Origin of the sequence: Ideonella azotifigens (assembly GCF_006519715.1) — a bacterium.
Lineage (GTDB): Bacteria > Pseudomonadota > Gammaproteobacteria > Burkholderiales > Burkholderiaceae_C > Ideonella > Ideonella azotifigens.
The window spans coordinates 1-2389 of record NZ_VIDT01000768.1 but is presented as its reverse complement, the minus strand read 5'-3'; the positions used below and the strand labels follow the sequence as shown (position 1 = coordinate 2389).

1 protein-coding gene is annotated in these 2389 nt (G+C 69.5%); it reads right to left on the bottom strand.

Annotated elements, in window-relative coordinates; all coding sequences use genetic code 11:
* Nucleotides 1-154 precede the first annotated feature (154 nt).
* Nucleotides 155-2389 (bottom strand): beta strand repeat-containing protein (locus FKP22_RS27435; RefSeq protein ID WP_233446981.1); only part of this gene is annotated, 2235 nt, incomplete at its 5' end.

The window sequence follows — 2389 nt, the reverse complement described above, 5'->3', positions numbered from 1 at the left end:
GGGCGCGGCGGCGGGTTGTTTCGCAGTTCCTGCAGCAGCTGGCCGGCATCAGGTGCGGCCAGCGCGGCGCTGGTGGCCAGGCTCAGCGCACACAGCGTCAGGCGGTTCGGGGACAAGCTTCTCACGGCAACAACAACCCGGGATGAATCGGAACTCAGCGCGCTGCAGCGTCGGCTTCCAGCACCGTCAGGCCCAGGCCCTTCAGCAAAGCGATCAGCTTCAGTTGCTGGGCGCGGGTCACGGTGGCCGGCTTGAACACGTCTGCCAAGCCGAGCTGCTGGGTCTTGGTCAGCTGGTAGTTCTGCGCGTCTGCACCGCTGATGACGAAGGTCTCGACGACAGGCTTGTAGTGGCCCCACAAGGCGGTGACGAACTGGCCGGTCTGGCTGAGCGCCACGTCGTCGCCCGCGACAAGCCCGGTCAACGTGCCACCGGTGACCGTGGCGGTCTTCGTGCCGTCGAACACCTTGTCCTGCGCCTGGGCGCCGGTCACGGTCAGCAGGGCTTGGGCGATGTTGGCGCTGCTGCTGTCGTTGGCGACGACGTAGTTGCCCGCGTCGCCGCCGCCCAGGCTGTTTGTCACCGTCACGACCTTGCCGAGACCAGCGTTCTTGTCGGCGAACCTGCCACTCTGGCTGAGCGTGACGCTGTCGCCCGCGATCACGCCGGCCAGCGTGCCGCCGCTGACCTGCGCCAGCGTCGTGCCGTCGTAGGTCTTGTTGGCGACCGCGCTGCCGGAGACGGTGAGCAGCGCCTGCGCGATGTCGGCCCGGGCAATGGCCGAGGGGTTCATCAGCACGTAGTTGCCGGCGTCGCCGCCGCTGATGGCGAAGGTCTCGGTGACGGTCTTGCCGGTGCCGGCGGTCTTGTCGCTGAAGCTGCCGCTCTGGCTGAGTGCCACGCTGTCGCCATCGACCAAGCCGTGCAGATAGCCACCACTGACGCTGGCCGTGCTTGTGCCGTCGTAGGTCTTGCCGGCGACATGGGCGCCGAACACGACGAGGGCGGCCTGGCTGATCGCCAGGTTGGCGCTGTAGGCGATGTCGTAGCCCTGCTGCGTCGAATAGAGGCCGCTCACCCGCAGCGAACCATTGCCGGCGCTGTAGCTGCCGGCGTTGTCGCTGCTGCTGGCGTAGCTCAGCACGCCGCTGCCCAGCAGCGGGGCGCCGGGCTGGGACAGCGTGTAGCTGCTGGTGCTGCCCGCGGCGGCCAGGCCGTCGTAGACCTTGCCGTTTGCCGTGAAGGACACGCTGACCGGCGTGAGGAAGCTGCGCAGCAGCGGCATCGTGCTGCCTTCGTACAAGCGCCAGGCGGTGCCGCTGCCGCCCACGTCGTCCAGCGACCAGCCGGCCGCCGTGTAGGTGGCGGTGGACCTGGCCTCGGCATCGCTGAGGCCACGCGTCAGGCTGTCCACACTGGCCTGGTTGCTGCCGATGCCGGTGCCCGTGTTGGCCGTGAGCCAGAACGAGCGGGTCACCTGGCCTGCGCCGGAGTTGAGACCGACCAGGCCACCCAGCTGGGTGTAACCCAAGACGCTGCCGGTGGCGTAGGCGCTGGCGATGCTGCCGCTGTTCGCACCCGCCAGGCCGCCAACGACGTACGCGCCCGAGACCGCACCACTGGCGTACACATTGCTCAGCACGCCGCTGTTGCTGCCCGCCAGCCCGCCGGTGCCGGTGCCGTAGGCCATGACGGCACCGGTGGCATAGGCGCCGTCAATGCTGCCGCTGTTGACGCCCGCCAGCCCGCCAGTCCCGTTGCCATAGCCATAGCCGTACACGGCACCGGTCGCGTAGACGCTGCCGATGCTGCCGCCGCTGCTGCCCACCAGCCCGCCAGCGCTGCTGCCGTAGCTGACAACCACACCGGTGGCGTAGGCGCCGTCGACGCTGCCACTGTTGCTGCCCGCCAGGCCGCCAGTGTCGTTGCCATAGCCGGTGACGGCACCCGTCGCGTAGACGCCGCCCAGGCTGCCGTTGTTGTGCCCCACCAGCCCACCGACCTCGGTGCTGCCGTAAACAAGGCCGCTGGCGTGCGAGCCTGTGATGCTGCCGTCGTTGATGCCGACCAGGCCACCCACCTGGTTGCCGTCGTAGACAGAGGCGGTCGCCTGCGAGTTGCCGATGCTGCCGGCATTGCGCCCGACCAGCCCACCCACCGCGCCGCCGGCACTCCAGTCGCCGCTCACAGCGCCGCTGGCGCTGACATTGCTCAGCGCGGCGTCGCTCCAGCCGACCAACCCGCCCACGTTGGCCTCGCCGTCGACCGAGGCCGTGGACGAGACGTTGCTGAGGTTCAGGGGCAGCTTCACGGTGGTGGATTGGCCGTTGGCATCGGTGCCCGCCACGCTGGGCCGGCTCAGCGTGCCCACGAGCCCGCCCACGTCGGA